Source organism: Amycolatopsis sp. TRM77291 (genome assembly GCF_054166285.1).
The window spans coordinates 1,258,438-1,278,598 of sequence record NZ_JBSZHF010000001.1; the positions used below are offsets into that span (position 1 = coordinate 1,258,438).

The 20,161-nt window shown below is 69.3% G+C and carries 22 protein-coding genes; 16 read left to right on the plus strand and 6 right to left on the minus strand.

The window, feature by feature from the left end:
* The first annotated feature begins 19 nt into the window (after positions 1 to 19).
* The 7 genes from ACXIZN_RS06035 (at position 20) to ACXIZN_RS06065 (ending at position 6,643) form a co-directional block, all read left to right on the plus strand.
* Positions 20 to 1,000 (plus strand): 2-dehydro-3-deoxygalactonokinase, encoded by a 981-nt coding sequence (locus ACXIZN_RS06035; protein ID WP_457952994.1) that lies wholly within the window; start codon positions 20 to 22, stop codon positions 998 to 1,000.
* Positions 997 to 1,593 (plus strand): 2-dehydro-3-deoxy-6-phosphogalactonate aldolase, encoded by a 597-nt coding sequence (locus ACXIZN_RS06040; RefSeq protein ID WP_457952995.1) that lies wholly within the window; start codon positions 997 to 999, stop codon positions 1,591 to 1,593. The genes ACXIZN_RS06035 and ACXIZN_RS06040 overlap by 4 nt, the downstream gene beginning before the upstream one ends.
* An 11-nt stretch (positions 1,594 to 1,604) precedes the next feature.
* Positions 1,605 to 2,753: a galactonate dehydratase gene (gene dgoD, locus ACXIZN_RS06045; protein WP_457952996.1), complete on the plus strand. Its 1,149-nt coding sequence runs from the start codon at positions 1,605 to 1,607 to the stop codon at positions 2,751 to 2,753.
* 5 nt (positions 2,754 to 2,758) lie between these two features.
* Complete coding sequence (locus ACXIZN_RS06050) at positions 2,759 to 4,057, plus strand: MFS transporter (protein ID WP_457952997.1); 1,299 nt, start codon at positions 2,759 to 2,761, stop codon at positions 4,055 to 4,057.
* 114 nt (positions 4,058 to 4,171) lie between these two features.
* The gene (locus ACXIZN_RS06055; protein WP_457952998.1) at positions 4,172 to 5,608 is read left to right on the plus strand and encodes an MFS transporter; all 1,437 of its coding nucleotides are present in this window, start codon (positions 4,172 to 4,174) and stop codon (positions 5,606 to 5,608) included.
* Between the two features lie 133 nt (positions 5,609 to 5,741).
* Positions 5,742 to 6,212 (plus strand): carboxymuconolactone decarboxylase family protein, encoded by a 471-nt coding sequence (locus ACXIZN_RS06060; protein ID WP_457952999.1) that lies wholly within the window; start codon positions 5,742 to 5,744, stop codon positions 6,210 to 6,212.
* The gene (locus ACXIZN_RS06065) at positions 6,209 to 6,643 is read left to right on the plus strand and encodes an ester cyclase (protein ID WP_457953000.1); all 435 of its coding nucleotides are present in this window, start codon (positions 6,209 to 6,211) and stop codon (positions 6,641 to 6,643) included. Before ACXIZN_RS06060 ends, ACXIZN_RS06065 begins: the two co-directional genes overlap by 4 nt.
* Before the next feature lie 3 nt (positions 6,644 to 6,646).
* Here ACXIZN_RS06065 and sigJ read toward each other — a convergent pair whose 3' ends face one another.
* The 3 genes from sigJ to ACXIZN_RS06080 all read right to left on the minus strand — a co-directional run bounded on the left by sigJ (position 6,647) and on the right by ACXIZN_RS06080 (position 9,102).
* The gene (gene sigJ / locus ACXIZN_RS06070) at positions 6,647 to 7,567 is read right to left on the minus strand and encodes an RNA polymerase sigma factor SigJ (protein ID WP_457953001.1); all 921 of its coding nucleotides are present in this window, start codon (positions 7,565 to 7,567) and stop codon (positions 6,647 to 6,649) included.
* 265 nt (positions 7,568 to 7,832) lie between these two features.
* The gene (locus ACXIZN_RS06075; RefSeq protein ID WP_457953002.1) at positions 7,833 to 8,312 is read right to left on the minus strand and encodes an ankyrin repeat domain-containing protein; all 480 of its coding nucleotides are present in this window, start codon (positions 8,310 to 8,312) and stop codon (positions 7,833 to 7,835) included.
* 244 nt (positions 8,313 to 8,556) lie between these two features.
* Positions 8,557 to 9,102, minus strand: coding sequence for a GlcG/HbpS family heme-binding protein (locus ACXIZN_RS06080; RefSeq protein ID WP_457953003.1), 546 nt, complete (start codon positions 9,100 to 9,102; stop codon positions 8,557 to 8,559).
* A 185-nt stretch (positions 9,103 to 9,287) separates the two neighbouring features.
* On the opposite strand from ACXIZN_RS06080, the gene ACXIZN_RS06085 reads away from it, so the two are divergent.
* Together ACXIZN_RS06085 and ACXIZN_RS06090 are read left to right on the plus strand one after the other, a co-directional pair.
* Positions 9,288 to 10,457, plus strand: coding sequence for a sensor histidine kinase (locus tag ACXIZN_RS06085; RefSeq protein WP_457953004.1), 1,170 nt, complete (start codon positions 9,288 to 9,290; stop codon positions 10,455 to 10,457).
* A complete protein-coding gene (locus ACXIZN_RS06090; protein ID WP_126737064.1) occupies positions 10,454 to 11,080 on the plus strand; it encodes a response regulator in 627 nt (208 codons plus the stop codon). The genes ACXIZN_RS06085 and ACXIZN_RS06090 overlap by 4 nt, the downstream gene beginning before the upstream one ends.
* Here the strand turns inward: ACXIZN_RS06090 and ACXIZN_RS06095 are convergent.
* Positions 11,005 to 12,192 (minus strand): aldo/keto reductase, encoded by a 1,188-nt coding sequence (locus ACXIZN_RS06095; protein ID WP_457953005.1) that lies wholly within the window; start codon positions 12,190 to 12,192, stop codon positions 11,005 to 11,007. The two genes, ACXIZN_RS06090 and ACXIZN_RS06095, sit on opposite strands and share 76 nt — an antisense overlap.
* 117 nt (positions 12,193 to 12,309) lie before the next feature.
* Between ACXIZN_RS06095 and ACXIZN_RS06100 the strand changes: the two genes are divergently transcribed.
* The gene (locus tag ACXIZN_RS06100; RefSeq protein ID WP_457953006.1) at positions 12,310 to 13,140 is read left to right on the plus strand and encodes a helix-turn-helix transcriptional regulator; all 831 of its coding nucleotides are present in this window, start codon (positions 12,310 to 12,312) and stop codon (positions 13,138 to 13,140) included.
* Here the strand turns inward: ACXIZN_RS06100 and ACXIZN_RS06105 are convergent.
* The gene (locus ACXIZN_RS06105; RefSeq protein ID WP_457953007.1) at positions 13,130 to 13,528 is read right to left on the minus strand and encodes an ArsR/SmtB family transcription factor; all 399 of its coding nucleotides are present in this window, start codon (positions 13,526 to 13,528) and stop codon (positions 13,130 to 13,132) included. The genes ACXIZN_RS06100 and ACXIZN_RS06105 overlap by 11 nt on opposite strands.
* Positions 13,529 to 13,625: 97 nt before the next feature.
* Here ACXIZN_RS06105 and ACXIZN_RS06110 point away from each other — a divergent pair, with 97 nt between their 5' ends.
* From ACXIZN_RS06110 to ACXIZN_RS06125, 4 genes are read left to right on the plus strand one after another with little or no spacing between them, the layout of a single operon-like run.
* Entirely contained in the window at positions 13,626 to 14,267 is a 642-nt protein-coding gene (locus ACXIZN_RS06110; RefSeq protein ID WP_457953008.1) for an arsenate-mycothiol transferase ArsC, read from the plus strand.
* Between the two features lie 23 nt (positions 14,268 to 14,290).
* The gene (locus ACXIZN_RS06115) at positions 14,291 to 14,695 is read left to right on the plus strand and encodes an arsenate-mycothiol transferase ArsC (protein ID WP_126737062.1); all 405 of its coding nucleotides are present in this window, start codon (positions 14,291 to 14,293) and stop codon (positions 14,693 to 14,695) included.
* Between the two features lie 31 nt (positions 14,696 to 14,726).
* Entirely contained in the window at positions 14,727 to 15,806 is a 1,080-nt protein-coding gene (arsB, locus tag ACXIZN_RS06120) for an ACR3 family arsenite efflux transporter (protein WP_457953009.1), read from the plus strand.
* The gene (locus ACXIZN_RS06125) at positions 15,803 to 16,864 is read left to right on the plus strand and encodes an ArsO family NAD(P)H-dependent flavin-containing monooxygenase (protein ID WP_457953010.1); all 1,062 of its coding nucleotides are present in this window, start codon (positions 15,803 to 15,805) and stop codon (positions 16,862 to 16,864) included. Before arsB ends, ACXIZN_RS06125 begins: the two co-directional genes overlap by 4 nt.
* Positions 16,865 to 16,918: 54 nt before the next feature.
* Here ACXIZN_RS06125 and ACXIZN_RS06130 read toward each other — a convergent pair whose 3' ends face one another.
* Positions 16,919 to 18,043, minus strand: a complete 1,125-nt coding sequence (locus ACXIZN_RS06130; protein WP_457953012.1) for a S1 family peptidase — start codon at positions 18,041 to 18,043, stop codon at positions 16,919 to 16,921.
* 208 nt (positions 18,044 to 18,251) lie between these two features.
* On the opposite strand from ACXIZN_RS06130, the gene ACXIZN_RS06135 reads away from it, so the two are divergent.
* Both ACXIZN_RS06135 and ACXIZN_RS06140 read left to right on the plus strand, forming a co-directional pair.
* Positions 18,252 to 19,901, plus strand: coding sequence for a fatty acyl-AMP ligase (locus ACXIZN_RS06135; protein WP_457953013.1), 1,650 nt, complete (start codon positions 18,252 to 18,254; stop codon positions 19,899 to 19,901).
* Positions 19,894 to 20,157, plus strand: a complete 264-nt coding sequence (locus ACXIZN_RS06140; protein WP_457953014.1) for an acyl carrier protein — start codon at positions 19,894 to 19,896, stop codon at positions 20,155 to 20,157. The genes ACXIZN_RS06135 and ACXIZN_RS06140 overlap by 8 nt, the downstream gene beginning before the upstream one ends.
* Positions 20,158 to 20,161 lie beyond the last annotated feature (4 nt).

The following is a 20,161-nucleotide window of genomic DNA, read 5'->3' on the forward strand; positions in this document are numbered from 1 at the left end:
TCGGGAAGGCGACCGCACGATGTCGCTCGTGACGGACACCGAACCCGCCTTGATCGCGCTCGACTGGGGGACCTCCGGTCAGCGCGCCTGGCTGCTGGGCAGGGACGGCGAGATCCTCGGCGCCCGCGACACCGGGCGCGGACTGCTCACCACGACCGAGGACGTGGACCTCCGGGACCCGCGAGCGAGGGCGGCCGCCTACGAGTCGGCCTTCCGGCAGGCCTGCGGCGACTGGCTGACGGCGTACCCCGGGCTTCCCGCGCTCGCCTCCGGGATGGTGGGCAGCGCGCAGGGCTGGACCGACTCCGGCTATCGCACCGTCCCGGCGCCGCTCGATTTCCCTTCGCTCGTCCCGGTTTCCCATCGCGACGGCGTGCTCCATCTCGTGCCGGGGCTGCGGATCCCGTCCGGTGACGACCCGGGCGACGTGATCCGCGGCGAGGAAACGCAACTCGTCGGCGCGCTCGAGACGCTCGGGCACCCCGGCGGGCAGCTCACCGTGGTGCTCCCCGGCACGCACAGCAAATGGGTCCGCGTCGAGAACGGGATGGTCACCGGCTTCACCACCGCGATGACCGGCGAACTGTACGGATTGCTGACCGCGCACGGCATCCTCGCCCGCACGGCCGCCGATCCGGTCACCGACGACGCGGCCTTCTCTCGGGGCCTGGCCGCGGGACGGCGTTCGCGAGGGCTCGCCACCGAGGCGTTCGGCGCCCGGCCGCTCGTGCTCGACGGCGTACTGGAGCCGGAGTCGTTGCCCGACTACCTCTCCGGCGTCCTTATCGCCGACGAGGTCTCCCATCTGCTGCGTACGTCGGACACGCACGTCGTCCTTTGTGGAGCGAGCGAACTCTGCCGCCGTTATGCCGCCGCTCTCGCCGGAAGGGGAGTGGAGGCCACCGTGCTTTCCGAGGAGATCACCGTCCGGGGGCTGTGGCGTATCGCGACGGCCGCCGGACTGTTCGAAGACCGTCTCGAAAGGACACTGAAGCCGTGACCGGTTTGATCGCGATCCTGCGCGGAGTGACCCCGGCCGAGGTCGTCGGCATCGGCCGGGCGCTCGTCGACGCGGGTTTCCCCGCCATCGAGGTGCCACTGAACTCGCCCGAGCCGTTCGAGAGCGTCCGCCTGCTCGCCGACGCGTTCGGCGAATGGTGCGAGATCGGCGCCGGCACCGTGCTCACCACCGAAGACGTCGGCCGGGCGCGGGCGGCCGGGGCGCGGATGATCGTGGCGCCCAACACCGATCCCGCGGTGATCTCCGCCGCCGTGGCCGAGGGGATGACGCCGTATCCCGGCGTGGCCACGCCCACCGAGGCCTTCGCCGCGGTGGCCGCGGGAGCACGGAGTCTCAAGCTGTTCCCCGCCGGCGCGGTCGGGATCGGGGGCATGAAGGCGTGGCGTGCCGTGCTGCCGTGCGAAATCGGGCTGCTGCCGGTCGGCGGCGTCGACGAAACGAACCTGGCGGACTGGGCCGCCGCCGGGGCGGCCGGGGCGGGGCTGGGTTCCTGCCTCTACCGGCCGGGTGACGACGCGGACGCGGTCGGCGTCCGTGCTCGCGAATTCTCTGAGATCTGGCACCAGGACTAAGGAAGAAATCCATGAAGATCGTGTCAATGACGACATATCAGGTGCCGCCGCGCTGGTCGTTCCTGAAGATCGAAACCGACGAGGGCGTCACCGGCTGGGGTGAACCGGTCCTGGAGGGCCGGGCCGCGTCGGTGGCCGCCACCGTGGAGGAGCTTTCCGACTACCTGATCGGCAAGGATCCTTCGCGGATCGAGGATCTGTGGACCGTGCTCTACCGCGGCGGGTTCTATCGCGGCGGCGGTATCCACATGAGCGCGCTGGCCGGGATCGACCAGGCGCTGTGGGACATCAAGGGCAAGGCACTCGGCGTCCCGGTGCACGAGCTGCTCGGCGGCCGGGTGCGCGACCGGATCAAGGTGTACTCGTGGATCGGCGGTGACCGCCCCGCCGAGACCGCCCGCGCCGCGCGTGAGGTGGTCGATCGCGGGTTCAGCGCGGTGAAGATGAACGGCACCGAGGAACTGTCCTATCTGGACACCTGGGACAAGGTCGACCGCTGCGTGGCCAATGTGGACGCCGTGCGCCAGGCGGTGGGCCCGGACATCGGCATCGGGGTGGACTTCCACGGCCGCGTGCACAAGCCGATGGCCAAGGTGCTGCTGCGTGAACTGGAGCCGTACCGGTTGATGTTCGTCGAGGAGCCGGTGCTGTCCGAGCACGTCGACGGGTTCGCCGACGTCCTGCGCAACTCGCCGATCCCGATCGCGCTCGGCGAGCGGCTGTACTCGAGGTGGGATTTCAAGGCGGTGCTGGCATCGGGCGCCGTCGACATCATCCAGCCGGATCCGTCACACTGCGGCGGCATCACCGAAGCGCGCAAGATCGCGCATATGGCGGAGGCCTACGACGTCGGCCTGGCCCTGCACTGCCCGCTCGGCCCGATCGCGCTGGCGGCCTGCCTGCAGATCGACGCGGGCTGCTACAACGCGACGATCCAGGAACAGAGCCTCGGCATCCACTACAACACGAGCAACGATCTCCTGGATTATCTGGCGGATCCGTCGGTCTTCGCCTACGACGAGGGACAGGTCGTCATCCCCCGCGGGCCGGGGCTGGGCATCGAGATCAACGAGGAGTACGTCGCCGAACGCGCGGCCGAGGGACATCGCTGGCGGAATCCGGTGTGGCGGCACACCGACGGCTCGTTCGCGGAATGGTGAGCGCGATGACGACTTCCGTCCAGACCACTGTGCGCCCGACCCGGTTCCGGGTGCTCATCGCGGTGATGTTGTTCGTCACCGTCGTCATCAACTACCTCGACCGCTCGAACCTGTCGATCGCGATGCCCGCGATCGCCGGCGAACTCGAGCTGACCAAAGCGGAACAGGGCCTGCTGCTGTCGGCCTTCGGCTGGACCTACGCCGCGTTGCAGCTGCCCGGCGGCTGGCTGGTCGACAAGATCCCGCCGCGGTTGCTCTACCCGGCGTGCCTGATCCTGTGGTCGCTCGCGACGTTCTTCATGGGGATCATCGGCGGATTCGTGGCGCTGATCGCGTTGCGGCTGATGGTCGGCGTCTTCGAGGCGCCCGCCTATCCGATCAACAGCAAGATCGCGACCGTCTGGTTCCCGGAACGCGAACGCGCCACGGCCATCGGTTTCTACACCTCGGGCCAGTTCATCGGTCTCGCGCTGCTGACTCCCGTGCTGTCCTGGCTGCAAACCGTGCTTTCGTGGCACTGGGTGTTCATCGCCACCGGTCTGGTCGGCATCCTCTGGGCAGCGCTCTGGTACGCGAAGTACCGGGAGCCGCGCGACTCGCGGGCCAACGAGGCCGAGGTCGAGCTGATCCGCACCGGCGGCGGCCTGGTGGATCTGCCGCGTGAACGGCCGGAGCGGGCGCGGATCACCCGCGCGGATCTGGCGACGGTGCTGGGCAGCCGGAAGCTGTGGGGAATCTACTTCGGACAGTTCTGCCTGACCTCGACACTCTGGTTCTTCCTCACCTGGTTCCCCACGTATCTCGTCGAATACCGGGAAATGGACTACATCAAATCCGGCTTCCTGGCGTCACTGCCGTTCATCGCGGCGCTGGTCGGTGTGCTGGCTTCCGGGGTCCTGTCGGATTTCCTGGTGCGCCGCGGTGCTTCGCTCGGGGTGGCGAGGAAGGGGCCGATCATCGCGGGTCTGCTGCTGAGCACCGTGATGGTCGCCGCTGGCTTCACCGACTCGACGACGCTGGTCATCGTCATCCTGTCGATCGCCTTCTTCGGCAACGGGCTCGCGTCGATCACCTGGTCGCTGGTCTCGGCGCTGGCCCCGCGACGGCTGCTCGGGCTGACCGGTGGCATGTTCAACTTCATCGGGAACCTGTCCTCGATCGCGACCCCGATCGTCATCGGCCTGATCGTCACCGACGACAGCTTCGCGCCCGGGTTCGCCTACATGACCGTGATCACGATCGCCGGGATCCTGTCCTACGTCCTCCTGGTCGGCAAGGTCGAGCGGGTCGCGGAGCGGCTGTGACCAGCGCTACATAGATACCCCTTAGGGGTACTTGCGCCGAGTGAGGCGCCGGGCATAACTTCGTCTCCGTCAGATACCCCCTAGGGGTATCAAGTTCTCGAAAGGACGGTCGTCATGGCGGAGACAACCCCGGACCCACGACGGTGGTGGGCGCTGGGACTCATCGCACTGGCCCAGTTCATGGTCATCATGGACACTTCGATCATCGGCGTCGCACTACCCGCCATGCAGCAGGACCTCGGGTTCTCCCCGGGGGACCTGTCGTGGGTGTTCAACGCCTACGTCATCGCGCTCGCCGGGCTCCTGCTGCTCGGCGGACGCCTCTCGGACCTGTTCGGCGCGCGGAAGATGTTCACCGCCGGCTGGGCCGTCACCCTCGGCGGTTCCGTGGTCGCCGCGGTCGCGGGCACCGCGTGGGTCGAACTGCTCGGCCGGGTACTGCAAGGCGCGGGAGCGGCGCTGATCGCGCCGTCCGCGCTGACCCTGCTGATGATGCTGTTCGGCGCGCGACCCCGTGAGCTGACCAAGGCGCTCGCGCTCTACGGCGCGGCCGCGCCCGCCGGTGGCACCGCCGGGGTGTTCCTCGGTGGCGTGATCACCGAATGGCTGTCGTGGCCGTGGATCTTCTGGCTCTACGTCCCGATTTCGCTCATCGCCGTGCTGGCGACCGGCAAGCTGATGCCGTCCGCGCCCGCACGGCGTGGCTCGGTCGACATCGCCGGTGCCATCGCGGCGACCGCAGGCCTCGGGCTGACCGTGTTCGGTGTCGTCCGGGCACCGGAAGCGGGCTGGGACTCGACGGGCACGTGGGGCGCGCTGGTGGGCGGGGTCGCCCTGCTCGCGGTGTTCGTGCTGATCCAGCGCAGGCGTGAGGTTCCGTTGGTACGGCTGGGAATCTTCCGGACGCCGAACCTCGGCGGCGCGAACCTCGCGCAGTTCCTGCTCGGCGCGGCGTGGATCCCGATGTGGTACTTCCTCAACCTGTACCTGCAACAGGTCCTGGGATACGGCGCCTTCGCCAGCGGTGCCGCGCTGCTGCCGATGACCGTGCTGATCGTCGTGCTGATGGTCGCGGTCGCGCCCCGGCTGATCGGCCGGTTCGGGCCGAAGAAGATGATCATCGGTGGCCTGTGGGCACTCGCCGCGGGTCTGGTCTGGCTGTCGTTCGTCAGCCCGACGGGCAATTTCGTCGTAGACGTCCTGCCCGCGTCGCTGGTCGCGGCACTCGGCCAGGCGCTCGCGTTCATCCCGTCGCTCGGCACGGCCATCTCCAGCGCGAAACCGGAGGAAGGCGGACTGGCGTCGGGGATCGTGAACACCTCGTACCAGATCGGTTCGGCGCTCGGCCTCGCCGCGATGACCGCGGTCGGCGTGTCGTCCGGCGCGGGGCGGATCGGGGACCCGGTCGCGCTGACCGGAGGTTACTCGGCCGCGTTCCTCGGGGCGGCGGGAATCGCGGTCGCCGGTGGCTTCCTGGCCATGGCCACCCTGCGCGTCCCGAAGCCCGAGCCGAGCGAGACCGGCGGAGGTGAACCGGCGGTGCTGCGATGACCGGCTGTATCCCGTGTGGAGGGTGAGACCGTTCCAGGTCCGCCCTCCACACGTGTTTTCGGGCCCGGCCTCACATTCCGCGCGGCTGCCTCGTCGGTTGGACAGGAACATCCACCAACGCAAGGAGATCGCGATGAACGCCAGGCTCGACTACTTCGGCAACCAGGTCGGCGGAAAGTTCGTGAAGGCTCTCGTCTCGGCGAACAAGGGGCTGGTCGACTCGCCGCTGTCGCTCACGATCCAGGAACTGGTACGGATGCGCGCGAGCCAGATCAACGGATGCGCGGTGTGCCTGGACATCCACACCAAGGAGGCCGCCGCCGCGGGTGAGACGGACGTGCGGATCAACCTGGTCGCCGTGTGGCGGGAGGCGAACTGCTTCACCGAGGCCGAGCGTGCCGCCCTGGAGGTGACCGAGCAGGCCTGCCGGATGGCCGACGGCGGCGTCGTCACCGATGAGGCGTGGGCGAACGCCGCCAAGCACTTCGACGAGGACCAGCTCGCCGCCCTGGTGGGCGTGATCTCGCTGATCAACGCCTTCAACCGGATGAACGCCATCATCCAGAACCCCGGCGGCGACTACCGGGTCGGGCAGTTCGCATGACGAGCACCGAGACGGCACGCAACCGGGCGGCGTTCGACCGCTTCCACGACGCGACGAACAGTGGCAGCTACGACGTCATCGAGAAGATGATCGACGAGGTCGTCGCGCCGGACGTGGTGTTCCACGCGCCGGTGCCGATGGAGACGACGGGGGCGCAGGCGCTGAAACAGGTGTGGACGGTGCTGCTTCGCGCGTTTCCCGACCTGCGGGTCACTGCCGAGGACGTGCTCGCCGACGGCGACAAGATCGTCTGCCGGAACACTGTCACCGGCACCCATGAGGGCGAATACCGGGGAATGCCCGCCACCGGGAAGCCGGTTTCCTACAGCGAGATCTTCATCCTCCGCTTCGCCGGAGGGCGGGTCGCCGAGATCTGGGGCGTCGTCGACGTCCTCACCCAGCTGCGGCAACTCGGCGCCCTCGCGGCGTAGCGGTCAGGCGTCGGCCCACGGCCGGAGTTTCTCCGGGTTCCGCATCCCCCAGATCCGCTGGATGCGGTCTTCGGCGACGTGGAACGCGAAGACGGCGACGGTCTGCCCGGCCTGCTGGAGGACGAGGCCGGGCAGCCCGTTGACCTCCCGCTCCACCAGGTCGAGGCCGGACGTCAGGTGCGCCACCGTGAGGAGATAGGACGCGACCTCCTCGCGCCCTTCGAACGGGTGCAGCGCGGCCCTGACGACACCTCCGCCGTCACTGGCCGCCTTGACGTCCGGATCGAGGAGACCGATGAGGGCTTCGATGTCCTTGGCCTCCCACGCCTTCTTGAACTCCTTGACGAGGTCCGCCTGCCGGGCGACCGGAGCGGGCACGAGCCGCGACGCGCGGATGCGGCGGCGGGCGGAGGTCGCCAGCTGACGGCAGGCGGCCGGGCTGCGGCCGACGATCGCCGCGACCTCGGCGAAGGGATAGCGGAAGACGTCGTGCAGGACGAACGCGACCCGCTCGGCCGGTGTCAGCGACTCGAGCACGACGAGAAACGCCATGTTGATCGACTCGTCGAGAGTGATCCGATCGGCCGGATCGTCGGTGGGCGGGCGCAGGGTCGTCCACTCGACATGTCCCGGCACCGGCTCGGGCAGCCACTCGCCGACGTAGCGTTCCCGCCGCTTGCGGGCCGAACCGAGGAGGTCCAGGCAGATGCGGCCGGCGACGGTGGTCAGCCAGGCGCCGGGGGAGTCGATCGCTTCCCGCTGTGCCGGGGACAAGGCGTACCAGCGGGTGTAGGTCTCCTGCACCACGTCCTCGGCCTCGGAAAGCGAACCGACCAGGCGATACGCGAGGCCGATCAGCTGACGCCGCTCACTCACTATCGCCTTCAACGCCGGGTCGAGCGGGCCTTGCGTGCGTTCGGTCATGGGAAGTCGCCCCCTGGGTCTCGTGCGTTGTCCCGGGTACGACGAGACACGCCCGCCGGTTGTGAGGTCGCTGCCGGCGGTGGGCCTTCGATTGTGTGCCTGCGCCTGGCCACGTCGATGAAGGAATTGGGACATCGAGTGTCCCGGTTCCTTCATCGACGAGCCACTACCTCACACTGTGCGGCTCTCGGGCTTCGCCTTGCCACGGTAGCCACAGGATCAGCAGCGGTCACCGTGGTGGTCCGTGAAACCAGGGCGGCATGGGTCAGTGCGTCCCGGCTTCGGTGAGGATCCGGACAACGCCCGCCTGGCCTTTGGACCGGGCGTGGGCGAGGGGAGTGACGCCCTCCTTGTCGGCCAGGTTCACGTCGGCCCCGGCGGTGGCGAGTGCTCGGACCACCTCCTGGTGACGCGGCCCGCCGTCGCCGAGGATGACCGCTTCCAGCAACGCGGTCCAGCCGAGATCGTTCACGTGGTCGACGTCGATCCCGCTGCCGGCCACCAACCGCACGTACTCGGCGTGCCCGCGTTCGGAGGCGGGGATCAGCGAGACGCCGCCGTACCGGTTGGTGATGGTCAGATCCGGTTTGGCCTCCAGCAGCAGCTTCGCCATCGGGACGCTGCCGGTGACTCCGGTGACCAGCCACGGCGTGTCGTGCCGTCCGTCGAGCGCGTCCGGGTCGGCGCCCGCCCGCACCAGGACCTCGGCGACGTCGACGCGGTTTTCGGTGACCGCGACGAGCAACGGGGTCCGGCCGCGATCGTCACGCGGGTCTCCAGGTCGGCGCCCGCCTCGACGGCCTGCCGTACGCGGTTCACGTCGGCTTCGAAAAGCTGGCTCACGGGGACTCCTTGCCGGGGCGGCTGGGACGAGGCGGGCGGCGGGGCAGTGCTCGGAGCCGTCCGGGGTGGTGCGCTCGGTGCCTGGGGGGAGCAGGCACCGAGCACGAGGGCGGCGAGCAACGCCACGACCGCCCGCTCACCGATCATCAGCGGAGTTCCCCGATGGCGCGCAGCCCGGCCGTGGCGAAGCGCTCGTCGAGGTCACCGCTGGGCGCCCCGCCGACGCCGATCCCGGCGATCGGGCCGCCGTTCGCGGCGACCGGCACACCCCCGCCGAGGAAGAGCGTGCCCGGGATGTCGCGGATGGTCGGACCGTCACCCCGGGCGTTCTTGGCCAGCGCGGACGTCGGCTGTCCGAAGGAGACCGCGGTGAAGGCCTTGCGCTTGGCGGACTCTTCCGTCTGCGGCCCGGCGCCATCGCCCTTGAGCAGCACACGCACGTCACCCGAGCGGTCCACCACCGCCACGGTGACCCGCTGGCCCTCCTTCTCGGCGGCGTCCAGCGCGGCCTGCGCGGCGCGGATGGCGGCGTCGGCGCCGAGCACGCTGGTCTGCACGACGGCCTGCTGGGCGGGCGGCTGCGGCTTGCGGTCCTGTGCCTGCGCCGCGCCCACGCCGGTGGCCAGCGCGACGGTCGCGAGACCGGCCGTCATACCGAGGAGGAGACGAGTGCGGGGGAGCTTGGCGTTCATCGGATTTCCTTTGCGGTGAGGGGGTGTTGCCTTCCCCTACGACTCTCCCGTCCGGCGGGGCGCGGCGAATCGGGAGAGTGGACATCGATCGGACGCCGAGTGATCGGTGGGGGCATCAACCGAACGATTGATGCGGAACACCCCGCCTCCCTGCTTACGATCATCGACGACGAAGGGAGGACCGAATGGAATCGCACCTCGGCGCGGCCACCCGGCTGAACGCCGCGATGCATGCCGGGTTCTTCCTGCTGCTCGCCGCGTCGGTGGCCAGGTTCGTCGCCGGGCACGGTTTGAGCGGTGCCACACCGTTGATCCTCGTGCTCACCGGCGCGCTCGCGCTGGTGTACGTGGCGGGGATACTGAGCTGGGAAACGCTGGGCCGGTGGCGTCCGGTGTGGTTGACGGCGGTGATCGGGGTCTGGCTCGCGCTGGTGGTGGCCGCGCCGAGTTTCGCCTGGTGCGCCGTGCCGTTGTTCTTCGTCTGCCTGCAGATGCTGCGCCCGCGGGTGATGGTCGCGGTCGTGGTCCTGCTGACCGCCGCGACCATTCTCGCCCAGCTGAGGATCGCGAGCGGGTTCGATCCGAGCCTCGTGCTCGCGCCGGTCGCGGTCGCGCTGATGGCCACGATGACCTTCCTGCAACTCGACCGGGGCCGGAGGGAGCTGGGTGAAGCCGTCAAGGCACTCCTGGGCGCCAGGGTCGATCTCGCGCAGAGCCAGCGACTGGCCGGGATGATGAAGGAACGGGAGCGGCTGGCGCGAGAGATCCACGACTCCCTCGCACAGGGGCTCTCGAGTATGCGGATGCTGTTGCAGGCGGCGGAGCGGTCGTGGGACACGGACCCGGAGCTGGCGAAAGCCCATGTGTCCCGCGCCGTCGAGGCGGCGGGGGACAACCTCGCCGAGGCGCGCCGGTTCGTCAGAGGCCTCGGGTCACCGCGGCTCGACGCCGGGGATCTCGCCGAGACCTTGAAGGAACTCGCCGAGCAGATCATGTTCGCCGCCATGCACGCGGTGCGCTTCGAGACCAGCGGAGACCCGTATCCGCTGCCGCCCGCGGTGGAGGCGGCTCTGCTCCGGGTCGCACAGGGCGCGCTGGCGAACGTCAGCGAGCACGCCAAGGCGACGAAGGCCGCCGTCACGCTGACCTACCTGGCCGACAAGGTCGTCCTCGACATCCGCGACGACGGTGTCGGCTTCGATCCGGCGTCGACTCGCGCGAGCGGCGACCGGGGGAACGGTATGCGGATGATCAGCGAGCGGCTCGCCGAACTCGGTGGTGAGATGGTCGTCGAGAGCGCGCCGGGAGAGGGCACCGCGCTCGCCGTCGCCGTGCCCACCAGGGAGTTCCGATGACCGTCCGGGTACTGATCGTCGACGATCATCCGGTGGTGCGGGCGGGAATCGCCGCCCTGCTGGCGGGCGAGCCCGGATTCGAGGTGATCGGCGAATGCGCGGGCGCCGACGAGGCCGTGCTCTTCGCCACCGCGGAGAAACCGGACGTCGTGCTGATGGACCTGCAACTCGGCGACGGCCCCGACGGCGTGAACGCCACCGAACGCCTGACCGCTCTGCCGGAGCCGCCGAAGGTGCTGGTGCTCACCACCTACGACGCCGAGCTGGACATCACCAGGGCGGTGGCCGCCGGCGCCACCGGCTACCTGCTCAAGGCGGGACCGCCCGAGGACCTCTTCAAGGGCATTCACGCGGCCGCGCGCGGGGAGACCGTGCTGGCACCCCAGGTCGCGGCCCGGCTCTTCGGGCATATGCGGGCTCCCGCCCCCGCGTTGAGCCCCCGTGAGACCGAGATCGTGCAGTTGGTGGCGGAGGGGTTGATCAACCGGCAGATCGCCGCGCGGCTGTTCATCTCCGAAGCCACGGTGAAGACACACCTGGTCCACATCTACGACAAACTCGGCGTCGACAGCCGTGCCGGTGCGGTCGCCGTCGCCACGGAACGGAGGATCATCCGCAACTGAAGGCGTTGCCCGGCCGCATTTAGCCGACTACTTGCGTCGCTTTGGCGCCGGACCCAGCGTCGCGGTTCGATGGTCATGTCGCCGCGCGTCAACGCGAGCGTCGTGGCGCGGGACAGCAGTTCGTGCGGGAAACCGAGATCGATCGCGCTGGCCTCGTCGAGGCGGGCCAGTTGCGAGCCGGTGAACTCGACCTCCAGCGCGCCGAGGTTGTCCTCCAGTTGGGCTGGTGTGCGGGCGCCGATGATCGGTGCCGTCACGCTCGGGTTCTGCAACGTCCAGGCGAGCCCGACCTGGGCGGGGGTGCGGCCGAGTTCCGCGGCGACCTCCTTCACCACGTCCACGATGGCGAGGTTGCGTTCGGTGAGCGTGCCCAAGGCGAAGTTGAAGTTCTTGCGAGTGCCGTCCTCGGACGGCACCGCGGTCAGGTCGTCCCGGCTGTACTTCCCGGTGAGCACGCCGCCCGCCAGCGGTGACCAGGGGACCACTCCCAACCCCATCTCGCGTGCCATGGGGATCAGGGCGCGTTCCCCGGTGCGCTCGATCAGGTTGTACTCGATCTGCAGCGCGACCAGTGGCGACCAGCCGCGCAGGTCGGCGATCGCCTGCATCCGCGAAACCTCCCAGGCCGGCGCGTTGGAGATGGCCACGTACAGAAGCTTGCCCTGCCGGACCAGATCGTCCATCCCGCGCAGGATCTCGTCGACCGGGGTCGTGAAATCCCACACGTGCAGATAAAGCAGATCGATGTAGTCCGTGTTCAGCCGCCGCAGACTGGATTCCACCGACGCGAACAGGCTTTTTCGCTGGCCGCCCCCGGAATTCGGGTCGTCCGGACGCCGCAGGGTCGTGTATTTCGTCGCCAGCACGAGGCTTTCGCGGTTGTCACGGGCGAATTCGCCCAGCAGCCGCTCGGAGCTGCCGTCGGTGTAGGTGGATGCCGTGTCGATGAAGTTGCCGCCGCGTTCGACGTAGGTGTCGAACAGTTCGCGCGCCTCGTCCCGCCCGGCGCCCCAGCCCCATTCGGTGCCGAACGTCGCCGCGCCCAGCGCCAGCGGGGACACCCGCAGCCCGGACCGGCCCAGCAGCCGATAGGTGTCGAGGGTGAGCGACATCGTGTCCTCCTGTACTCGTGATCCGTTGTCGAAGACGAGTCTGCGACCGCCGCGAGCAGGGGTTAAGGGAGGAGACATCCTGGGAACACCGGTCCCACCCTCGCTGTTGGACCGGGCATGACGACCCCCACCGTGGACACGACCCAGGAGCTGGCCGCGTTCCTGCGGACCCGGCGTGAACGCCTGGACCCGGACGAATTCGGCCTGCCGTCACGCCGCCGGTCCCGGCGGACCCCGGGTCTGCGCCGCGAAGAGGTCGCCGAATTGGCCGGGATCAGCATCGACTACATCGTGCGGCTGGAACAGGCACGCGGGCTGCGTCCCTCGGCGGACGTGGTGGAAGCGCTGGCGCGCGCGTTGCGCCTGGCCCCCGACGAACGTGTCTACCTGTTCGACCTGGCCCGGCAGCGACCCCGCAACGCCGACAAGCTCGCCACCACCGCGGCGCCGCCATTGGCCCGGCTGGTCGCCGATCTGTCGCCGTTGCCCGCCATGTTGCTGAACCACCGCTACGACATCCTGGCCTGGAACGACGAGATGGCGAGGCTGCTGGTGGACTTCGCCACGTTGCCGCCGTCGCAGCGCAATGCGATGTGGTTGTGCCTCAAGCATCCCGAGGTGCGCGAGTTCTACGCGGACCGTGAACGCGTGGTGCGGGAAGGGATCGCTCATCTGCGCGCCGCCTGGGCGGCGCATCCGGACGACCAGGCCTTGGCCGATCTCATCGCCGAATTCACCAGCGACGGGGAATTCGCGCGGCTGTGGGCCGAACGTGACGTCAAGGTCAACGGCCGCGGGCGCAAGGTGCTGCGGCATCCCGAGGCAGGCGTGCTCGACCTGCATTTCGAAGTGCTGACGCCGCTTCAGGATCAGGATCAGCGGCTGGTGATCTATCGCGCCATGGCCGAAGAAAGCCGCTCGGCGCTGGACCGGTTGTTCAGCACCTAGTCTTGGTGAGCCGGGCGGGCCGGTCGGCGAGCGGTCCGCCCGAGCGGAGCAGGGTCCCCAGCGTTTCGAGCGGCTCGGGGACGACGGTGTACCAGCTCCAGGTGCCACGCCGCTCCCGCTCGAGGATGCCGGCGGAGACCAGCACCCGCAGGTGATGGCTGAGCGAGGGCTGGGGCATGTCGAACTCCTCGGCGAGGTCGCAGAAACACGCCTCGCCTCCGGGGGAGTGCCGCACGAGCGACAGCAAGCGGATCCGGACGGGATCCGACAGCGCCTTGAACAGCTTCGCGGCCGTCTCGGCGTCCCCGGGATCGACGACCGCCGCGGGTTCGGCCATCAGCAGGGTCACCGCGACCGGCTTCCGGGTGCGTCCGTTCTCGCTCGTCACGAGCCCAGCGTACCCCTTGAATTGACAAAATTCGATCCAGGCTCTTCAATTTGGATCGAGATACTTCAATCCAGCTCGCCCGGACCGAGGAGACGTGATGAACCCTGCGACCGAGGGCTTGCCCGGCCGCGCGGCGCTGGACCAGCTCGACCGGATCACCGACGAGCTGGCCGATCGGTTCCGCGGCACGTACGGCCGGGAGACGGTCGAACACTGCGTCGAGGAGACGTACCGGCTGCTGGATCGCTCGGCGACCGTCAAGGTCCACCTTCCGGCGCTGACCGCCCGGTTCGCCCGGCTACGGCTGGTCGACCTCGCCAAAGTCGGCGGGCTCACGTTGGTGACCGCGCCCCAGGTGCTGTTCGTGTGCGTGCACAACGTCGGCCGTTCCCAACTGGCCGCGGCACTGCTCGACCATCACGCCTTCGGGCACGTGATGGTCCGCTCCGCCGGATCGCGGCCCGCCGGGGAGATCCCTCCGGTCATCACCGAGGCGCTGGCGGAGCTGGGCATCCAGCTCACGGATGCCTACCCCAAGCCGTTGACCGACGAGGTCGTCCGCGCGGCCGACGTCGTGGTCACGATGGGCTGCGGGGACGCGTGCCCGGTCTACCCGGGAAAGCGGTACCTGGACTGGGACGTGGCCGACCCGGTGGACCAGCCGCTGAGCGTGGTCCGGTCGATCCGGGACGACATCGGCCGCCGCGTCCGGCACCTGCTCGACGAACTCATCGACTGATCACCGCAGAAAGGCGGACTGGTATGACCCGCAAGCCCGAGGTGTTGTTCGTGTGCGTGCACAACGCCGGCCGCTCGCAGATGGCCGCCGCGCTGTTGCAGCACTACTCGCTCGGCCGGATCGCCGTCCGGTCCGCGGGTTCCGAACCCGCGGACAAGGTGAACCCGGCCGCCGCCGCGGCGCTCGCGGAGTGGGGTTTGGACGTCACCGCCGAGGTACCGAGCAAGCTGTCCACGGAGGACGTCGAAGCGTCCGATGTGGTGATCACGATGGGCTGTGGTGACACCTGCCCGGTGTTCCCCGGCAAGCGCTACCTGGATTGGCCGCTGGAGGATCCCGCGGGCCAGGGTGTCGACGCCGTCCGCCCGATCCGCGACGAGATCGACCGCCGCGTCCGTGGCCTGGTCGCCGAAATCCTCGACGCCTGACCTTCGCTTCCGACCTCTGGAGACCAGCCCCGTGACCCGAACCGCCGAAGAGACCGACACCGACGTCCTGCACAAACTGTCCTTTTTGGACCGCTTCCTGCCGGTCTGGATCATCGTCGCCATGGGGGCAGGACTCCTGCTGGGCAGCGTGATCCCCGGCCTGCAGGGCGTGCTCGACGCGGTGAAGATCGGGCAGGTCTCCTTGCCGATCGCGCTCGGTCTGCTGCTGATGATGTACCCGGTGCTGGCGAAGGTCCGCTACGACAAGCTCGACACCGTGACCAAGGACAAGCGCACGATGGTGCTGTCCTTGGTGCTGAACTGGATTCTCGGTCCGGCGCTGATGTTCGCGCTCGCCTGGCTGATGCTGCCGGACTTGCCGGAGTACCGGACCGGGCTGATCATCGTCGGCCTCGCCCGGTGTATCGCGATGGTGATCATCTGGAACGACCTCGCCTGCGGTGACCGCGAGGCCGCGGCGGTGCTGGTCGCGCTGAACTCCGTCTTCCAGGTGATCATGTTCGGTGTGCTCGGCTGGTTCTATCTCGATCTGCTGCCCGGCTGGCTGGGCTTGGACACCACGACACTGGACTTCTCGCCGTGGGAGATCGCGCTCAGCGTGATCATCTTCCTCGGCATCCCGCTCGCCGCCGGCTACCTTTCCCGCCGCATCGGGGAGCGGAGCAAGGGGCGCGACTGGTACGAGGGCAAGTTCCTTCCGAAGATCGGGCCGATCGCGCTCTACGGCCTGCTGTTCACGATCGTGATCCTGTTCGCCCTGCAAGGTGACAACATCACCTCCCGCCCGCTCGACGTCGCCCGGATCGCGTTGCCGCTCTTGGTGTACTTCGCGGTCATGTGGATCGGCGGCTACCTCCTGGGCAAGGCCTCCGGTCTCTCCTACGAGCGCACCACGACGCTGGCGTTCACCGCCGCGGGCAACAACTTCGAACTCGCGATCGCCGTCGCCATCGGCGTCTTCGGCGTCACCTCGGGGCAGGCGCTCGCCGGGGTCGTCGGCCCGCTGATCGAAGTACCGGTGCTGGTGGCCCTGGTCTACGTCAGCCTCTGGCTGCGCAAGCGTTGGACCGCCAAGGCTCCCTCCGCATGAGCGGTTCGGCGCGGGTAGTGGTCATCGGCGGTGGCCAGGCCGGTCTCGCCGCGGGCTACTACCTGCGCCGTGCCGGGCTGGACTTCGTCATCCTCGACGCCCAGACCGAGCCGGGCGGCGCCTGGATCCACGGCTGGGACTCGCTGCGGCTGTTCTCCCCGGCACAGCACAGTTCACTGCCCGGGTGGCCGATGCCGCCTTTCCCAGGGCCCGGGTATCCGACCGCCGAGCATGTCGTCGACTACCTCGCCGCCTACGAGAAGCGCTACGAACTCCCGATCCGCCGCTCGGAGCCGGTGACCGACGTGTCCCATGACGGCGGTCGATTCACGGTGAGCACCGATACGGGGGAGTGGAGCGCCGAGGCAGTCATCAGCGCCACCGGCACCTGGTGGCGGCCCTTCCTGCCGTTGATGCCCGGCGGATTCACCGGTCGCCAGCTGCACACCGTGGACTATCGCGGTCCGGAGGAGTTCGCGGGCCAGGACGTCGTGGTGGTCGGCGGCGGCAACTCCGGCGCCCAGATCGCCGCCGACCTCGCCGGCACGGCGAACCTGACCTTGGTCACCCGCCGCCCACCCCGCTACCTGCCCGACCACATCGACGGCAAAGCCCTCTTCGACGTCGCCACCCGCCGCCGCCAAGCCCTCGAAACCGGCCAGTCCGACACCGGCGGAGTCGGCGGGCTCGGCGACATCGTCGCCGTCCCACCGGTCCGCGAGGCGCGTGACGCCGGACTGCTGCGGCCACGTCCGATGTTCGCGCGACTCGACAGCGAAGGTCCTGTGTGGACAGACGGCACCCGGCGGCACGCCGACGCGGTCATCTGGTGCACCGGCTTCCGCCCCGCGCTGAGCCATCTCGCGTCGCTGCGGCTGCGGACCACCCGCGGCCGCATCCCCACCGAAGGCACCCGAGTGGTGGCCGAGCCCCGGCTGCACCTTCTCGGCTACGGCGACTGGACCGGGCCGGCGTCGGCCACGCTGATCGGTGTCGGGATGACCGCGCGGGCCGCGGTCGCCGACATCAAGGCCATGCTGGAGACCGGCGGCTCGTAGGCCTGAAGGCCCCCTTCCCTCGGCTCAGCCGAAGGAAGGGGGCCCTCACGCGCATCAAGCGGTGACGAGCGACAAACCGTAGTTCTGCAGGATCTCGTTCACCGGCTGGAACCAGGTCTCCCCGCCGGAACCGCAGTTGCCCCAGCCGCCGGAAGTGACTCCCTGCGCCTGGTCACCGGTGATGAAGGAGCCGCCGGAGTCGCCGGGTTCGGCGCAGACGTTGGTGCGGGTCATCTGGTGCACCGCGCCCTGCGAGTAGTTGACCGTCTCGTTGTGCCCCAGCACGGTGCCGCAGTGCCAGTGCGTCGTCGAACCGGACCGGCACACCGAGGTGCCGACCGGCGCGACCCACGAGCCGCGGACGAGCGCGTCGCTGACGGTGCCCCAGCCGAGGACGACCGGCGCGGTCCACCAGCCGTTGCCGATCCGGATGAAGGCGTAGTCGTTGCCGGGGAAGGAAGAACCGGCGAAGTTGCCCATCGCCGAGCCGTCCCAGCCGACGACGGAACTGCCGGTGCCGCCGCAGTGGCCCGCGCTGACGAAACCGCCGTGGACGGAGAAACCGATGGAGCAGCGGGTGTTCCCGTTGATGTAGTACGGGTCGCCGCCGACGGTACCCGCCGCGAACGGTTCGGCCTTGGGGGCGGTGACCACCGTGACCGGACCGGATTTCCTCGCCCTGGCCAGGAAGTCGTCGACGTCGGAACCGTGCGCGCCCGGCCGCACCGCGACCACGACGCTGCCGCTGCGCGGGTCGGCGCGCCAGCCGCTGACGGCGGCGGGGGCGGGCTCGGTCTCGACCGACCTGTCGATTTCGGCCTTGGCCGCGTCGAGCCGGGCCGCGCTGATCGCGGCCGCGGTGGGTTCGGCGCCTGCCTGCCGGACGGCGGGAGCGGCGGCGGGGTCGGTCACCCCGACGACGAGTTTGCCGCGCGCCGGATCGAACCAGGCGCCGCCGAACGCCGCACCGGCGGCCTGCTGGGCGGCGGGCAGCACCCGCGACGCGGTCATCTCCTGGGTGAGCCTGGCGGAGGCCTGCGCGGCGGTGAGCCCCAGGTCCCGCTGCATGGCGGCGATCAATCCGGGGGAAGCCTGTGCGACGGGAGCGAAAGCGGCGGATGTGAGACTCGCGGTCAGGACGGCGGCGCCACCGACTGCCAGGGCGATTCTTCGACGCATGGTCTAGTCCTCCAAGGCCGGGGGAAAGAAACACACTGCCCGCCGAGTGTGCGGCCCGGGTCCACGAAAGGGCGAGGATTGTCCGGTCTTCTGTCCGGAATTCACAAGAGCGAATTCCGGCGGACCGGACCATCCATTGTCTACTTAGGACGGATGGCCGCCCGGGCCGTCCGAGCGCCCTCGCCGGGGTTCCAGTACGTTGCCGGATATGACCGCGTCGCCGGAGGATGTGCCGGAGCAGGTGCTGCGCACCTCGATCGTGGAGCGGTTGTTCGCTCGTGAAGCCGACCCGCGCCCACTGTTCACGCACCAGGACCACAGCGCCGGTGTGGACAGCACGGTCACCTGGACGGAGTTCGTCTCGCGCGTGCGACTGGTCGCGGGCACACTGCGCCAGGTCGCACGGCCGGGTGATCGTGCGGCCGTGCTCACCGGCCAGGACTTGAATTACCCCTTGGCGTTCTTCGGTGCGCTCGCCGCCGGGCTCATCGCCGTGCCGTTGATGGCACCCGGCAGCCCATCCCAGCGAGCCAGGCTCACCGGTGTGCTGGACGACAGCGGCGCACGGGTTTGGCTGACCTCCTCGGCCGCGGCCGCGAAGGTCCGCGAAGCGGGCACGCCGGACCACCTGATCGTGGTCGACGAACTGTCCGGGCCGGGGGCCGATCCGCTCCCCGTCGCGCCGGAAAGTCCCGCGTATCTGCAGTACACGTCCGGGTCGACCCGCGAACCCGCCGGTGCCGTGATCTCGCACCGGGCGGTGGCCGCCGCCTGCTGGCAGGCGAGCCGGGCCTACGCCGTCGACGAGGGCACGACGTGCGCCGGCTGGATCCCGTTCTTCCACGACATGGGCCTGATCCAGCTGCTGTGCCTGCCGGTCCACGCGGGGGCGCGATCGGTGTTCATGTCGCCCGCCGAATTCGTGCACCGTCCGGTGCGCTGGCTGCGTCAGCTCGCCGATCACCCGGCCGTGTTCACCGCCGCGCCGAATTTCGCGTTCGACCTGGCCGTCGAAGCGGCCGGAGAAGCGGGGGACGACCTCGACCTCTCCGACGTCCGGATCGCGCTGAACGGCGCCGAGCCGGTGCGGCCGGACACGGTCGCGCGCTTCCTGGAGACGTTCGGACCGCACGGATTCCGTGCCGAGGCCCACCGTCCGTCCTACGGCCTGGCCGAGGCCACCGTGTACGTCGCGAGCGCGGACGCGGAAGGGCCGCGTAGCGCGGTGTTCGACCGCGAAGCCCTCGCGCAGGGCCGGGCGATCGAGGTGGCGAAAGGTCAGGAACTCGTCTCGGTCGGCCGGCCGCTCGGCCAGCGGGTCCGGATCGTCCGGGACGGGGTGGCGCAGCCCGACGGCATCGCCGGGGAGATCTGGATCCACGGGCCGAACGTCGCGGCGGGGTACTGGGGCCGTGGCGACGCCGCCGCGTTCGACGGCGAACTCGACGGCGTCGCCGGCTGGTTGCGCACCGGTGACCTCGGCGTGTTCCACCGCGGCGACCTCTACATCACCGGCAGGCTCAAGGACCTCATCGTCATCGACGGCCGCAACTTCCACCCGCAGGACATCGAGGCGGTGGCGGGTGAGGCGCATCCGGCGATCCGCCGCGACCGCGTCGCCGCATTCGGTGTCACGGACGAAAGGGGAGAAGGGGCGATGTTGGTAGCCGAATGGGCAAAAAACGCCGAGGCGGATGTCAAAGAAGTGACGAGAGTGGTATTGCGCGCCGTTTCCAGGGAACATGATTTGACGCTGCGATCGGTACGTCTGGTTCCCTCCGGTGACCTTCCGCGCACTTCCAGTGGCAAGGTCGCGCGAGCCGCGGCGAGGGCGCGTTATAGTCGGCCTCGTGGGTGATCACCGCGCGGAGGTCGTGAAGGTCGTCAGTGAGACTTTTCGGCTTGATCCCGCCGAAATCGAGTCCGACGCGCCGCTCGAAGAGCTGGGTATCGACTCCAAGGGACGGATAAAACTCCTGTCGGCGCTGGAGATCTACCACGACGTGAGAATCGATCTGGACCAGCTGGACCGGTTCACCGACATCGGGTCGGTGGCCGAGGTGCTCGCAGAGGCACTCGGCGTCAAGGCCGACGGATCCGACGAAAGGCGCTGAAAAG

Coding starts and splice junctions, on each gene's coding strand:
- ACXIZN_RS06050 (WP_457952997.1), top strand. CDS start 2,759: ATGACGACTTCCGTCCAGACCACTGTGCGCCCGACCCGGTTCCGGGTG.
- ACXIZN_RS06115 (WP_126737062.1), top strand. CDS start 14,291: ATGACCCGCAAGCCCGAGGTGTTGTTCGTGTGCGTGCACAACGCCGGC.
- ACXIZN_RS06080 (WP_457953003.1), bottom strand. CDS start 9,102: ATGAACGCCAAGCTCCCCCGCACTCGTCTCCTCCTCGGTATGACGGCC.
- ACXIZN_RS06055 (WP_457952998.1), top strand. CDS start 4,172: ATGGCGGAGACAACCCCGGACCCACGACGGTGGTGGGCGCTGGGACTC.
- ACXIZN_RS06100 (WP_457953006.1), top strand. CDS start 12,310: ATGACGACCCCCACCGTGGACACGACCCAGGAGCTGGCCGCGTTCCTG.
- ACXIZN_RS06135 (WP_457953013.1), top strand. CDS start 18,252: ATGACCGCGTCGCCGGAGGATGTGCCGGAGCAGGTGCTGCGCACCTCG.
- ACXIZN_RS06095 (WP_457953005.1), bottom strand. CDS start 12,192: ATGTCGCTCACCCTCGACACCTATCGGCTGCTGGGCCGGTCCGGGCTG.
- ACXIZN_RS06125 (WP_457953010.1), top strand. CDS start 15,803: ATGAGCGGTTCGGCGCGGGTAGTGGTCATCGGCGGTGGCCAGGCCGGT.
- ACXIZN_RS06065 (WP_457953000.1), top strand. CDS start 6,209: ATGACGAGCACCGAGACGGCACGCAACCGGGCGGCGTTCGACCGCTTC.
- sigJ (WP_457953001.1), bottom strand. CDS start 7,567: ATGACCGAACGCACGCAAGGCCCGCTCGACCCGGCGTTGAAGGCGATA.
- ACXIZN_RS06110 (WP_457953008.1), top strand. CDS start 13,626: ATGAACCCTGCGACCGAGGGCTTGCCCGGCCGCGCGGCGCTGGACCAG.
- ACXIZN_RS06035 (WP_457952994.1), top strand. CDS start 20: ATGTCGCTCGTGACGGACACCGAACCCGCCTTGATCGCGCTCGACTGG.
- ACXIZN_RS06085 (WP_457953004.1), top strand. CDS start 9,288: ATGGAATCGCACCTCGGCGCGGCCACCCGGCTGAACGCCGCGATGCAT.
- dgoD (WP_457952996.1), top strand. CDS start 1,605: ATGAAGATCGTGTCAATGACGACATATCAGGTGCCGCCGCGCTGGTCG.
- ACXIZN_RS06060 (WP_457952999.1), top strand. CDS start 5,742: ATGAACGCCAGGCTCGACTACTTCGGCAACCAGGTCGGCGGAAAGTTC.
- ACXIZN_RS06090 (WP_126737064.1), top strand. CDS start 10,454: ATGACCGTCCGGGTACTGATCGTCGACGATCATCCGGTGGTGCGGGCG.
- ACXIZN_RS06130 (WP_457953012.1), bottom strand. CDS start 18,043: ATGCGTCGAAGAATCGCCCTGGCAGTCGGTGGCGCCGCCGTCCTGACC.